Source organism: Sulfuricaulis sp., from assembly GCF_049587675.1.
Lineage (GTDB): Bacteria > Pseudomonadota > Gammaproteobacteria > Acidiferrobacterales > Sulfurifustaceae > Sulfuricaulis.
In genome coordinates this window covers 1-2,648 of the sequence record NZ_JBAVEJ010000041.1, presented here as the reverse complement: position 1 = coordinate 2,648, position 2,648 = coordinate 1, and the positions used below count along the sequence as shown (strand labels likewise).

Below are 2,648 nucleotides of genomic sequence, written 5' to 3'. Positions count from 1 at the left end.
CCGGGGCGCCCCCCGCGCATAGCGCGGGGATGCGACCGGCGAATCGGCGCAGGCCGCCGACAGAGCAGCGAAGTTGTTCTGCACGGCCTTTCGGAGGCGGCGCAGTGATCGCCTATATCATCCGCCGCTTGTTGTACGCGATCCCGATCCTGATCGGCGTGAATCTGCTCACCTTCGCGCTGTTCTTCTTCGTCAACAGCCCCGACGACATGGCGCGCGTGCATCTGGGCGGCAAGCGCGTCACGCCCGAGGCGATCGCCAAGTGGAAAGAGGACCGCGGCTACAACAAGCCGTTGCTGTACAACGTCTCCGGCGCCGGCGCGGAAAAGCTCACCGACACCATCTTTTACAAACATTCACTGCGCCTGTTCGCGCTCGAATTCGGCCGCTCCGACAACGGCCGCAATATCGGTTACGACATCCGTCAACGTATGTGGCCGAGTCTCGCCATCGCCCTGCCGATTTTTCTGGTCGGCATTCTGGTGGATATCACGTTTGCCATGCTGCTTGCCTTTTTACGCGGGAGCTATCTCGACACCGCGGGCGTGGTGCTGTGCGTCATCATGATGTCCGTCTCCACGCTGTTTTACGTCATCGGCGGGCAATACCTGGTCAGTATGCTGCTGCGCCTGGTGCCGGTCTCGGGTTATGACATCGGCATGGATGCGATCAAGTTCCTGGTGCTGCCGGTATTGGTCGGGGTCGTGAGCGGCATCGGTTCGAGCACGCGCCTGTACCGTACGTTTTTTCTCGAGGAGATCGGCAAGGATTACGTTCGCACCGCGCGCGCCAAGGGTCTGTCGGAACCGCGTGTGCTGTTCCGCCATGTGCTCAAGAACGCCATGATTCCAATCCTGACCGGCGTCGTGGTCGTGATCCCGTTGCTGTTTACCGGCAGCCTCATCATGGAGTCGTTCTTCGGAATTCCCGGTCTTGGCAGTTACACCATCGACGCGATCAACTCGCAGGACTTCGCCATCGTACGCGCCATGGTGTTCCTCGGTTCGGTGCTGTACATCCTGGGGCTGATCCTCACCGATATCACCTACACGCTGGTCGATCCGCGCGTGAGGCTGAGCTAGCGCCATGCCCTTTCAGCTCGAATTCCTCTGGACTGATCTTCTGATTTACCTGCTGGTGATTTCGGTAATTGTCTTCGCGTTCTACACCCTGCGCCACGAACACCTTCGCGTGCCGTGGCGGCAGGTATCTCGTCGGCCGATGGCCATGGCTTCCCTGGTTGTGTTATCGGTTTATGTAGGCCTTGGGCTTATGGACTCGGTGCATTACCGGCCTTTGCTTGAGACCCAAAAGCAGGGCGAGCGGGTCTATTCGAATGAGGTGCTGAGTTTGCTGGACAAGATGACGACACTCCTGCGCACTCGCTTGGAGAAAACCTATTCCGCTCCGTTCGCCATTCAGGCCTACACCAAGGAAACCATGGAGTATCCCGATGGTCGGCATGCACGGGAATATCCGCGCTTGTTATACGGTGGGGCGCATCTGCAAGACCCGGGTGAGCGCATGGCGGATATTACACGGCGGATTGGCCAAGCCACGCTGACAGGTCTCGCGCTGTGGATACCGCTGGTCGCTGGTTTTCTGATGCTGTGGCGTGAGCGCATGGAATCGTGGAGACAAGCAGTGCTTCGACTTTGTCGCGGCGAGAGTCAAGTTCCGTGGCGCACGATCTGGGTGACGACGGGCATTTTGATCGTGCTCACCTTGAATGCTGTCAGCCTGTCACAGGTCTATCACATCCTCGGTACTGATCAGGTGGGCCAGGATGTCTTTTACAAATCCCTGAAAAGCATCCGCACCGGTCTCGTGATCGGCACGCTCACCACGCTGGTGATGCTGCCGTTTGCCGCCGTATTCGGGATCATGGCCGGCTATTTCCGCGGCTGGGTCGATGACGTCATCCAGTACACCTACACGACACTGAGCTCGATTCCCGGTGTGCTGCTGATCGCCGCCGCCATCCTGAGTCTGCAGGTGTACGTCGGCACCCATCCCGACTCGTTTCACAGCGCGACGGAGCGGGCCGACATCCGGCTGTTGTTCCTGTGTCTGATTCTCGGCGTGACCAGCTGGACCAGCCTGTGCCGGCTGCTGCGCGGGGAAACCTTGAAGCTACGCGAGATGGACTACCTCCAGGCCGCGCGCGCCTTGGGCTCAAGTCACGTGTCGGTCATGGCGCGTCATATCCTGCCCAACGTCATGCACATCGTCCTTATCACGGTAGTGCTGGATTTCAGCGGGCTGGTGCTGGCCGAGGCAGTGCTGTCGTACGTGGGGGTGGGCGTGGACCCGACCATGGACAGCTGGGGCAACATGATCAACAGCGCGCGGCTGGAAATGGCGCGCGAGCCGGTCGTTTGGTGGAGTCTGGCGTCAGCGTTCGTGTTCATGTTCGGACTCGTGTTGTCGGCGAATCTGTTTTCCGACGCGGTGCGGGATGCGTTTGATCCGAGGCTACGGAAATGATTCTTATGCGGCATGCTGGTACCTCTTTGTTGAGCGGGCTTCGCCCGCGATCAACAACTAATTGCGGTTCCCCGCACCGCGGGCGAGTCTCTTTCTTTGCTCGTGCAAAGAAAGAAACCAAAGAAAGCACGCCCCCTGGTCGGCGCCCGCTGCGCGGGTTC

2 protein-coding genes are annotated in these 2,648 nt (G+C 59.7%); both read left to right on the top strand.

The window, feature by feature from the left end:
• The first annotated feature begins 104 nt into the window (after positions 1-104).
• Positions 105-1,082, top strand: coding sequence for an ABC transporter permease (locus tag WB402_RS01650; protein ID WP_424205106.1), 978 nt, complete (start codon positions 105-107; stop codon positions 1,080-1,082).
• A 4-nt stretch (positions 1,083-1,086) separates the two neighbouring features.
• The gene (locus tag WB402_RS01645; protein WP_424205105.1) at positions 1,087-2,487 is read left to right on the top strand and encodes an ABC transporter permease; all 1,401 of its coding nucleotides are present in this window, start codon (positions 1,087-1,089) and stop codon (positions 2,485-2,487) included.
• Positions 2,488-2,648: the final 161 nt, after the last annotated feature.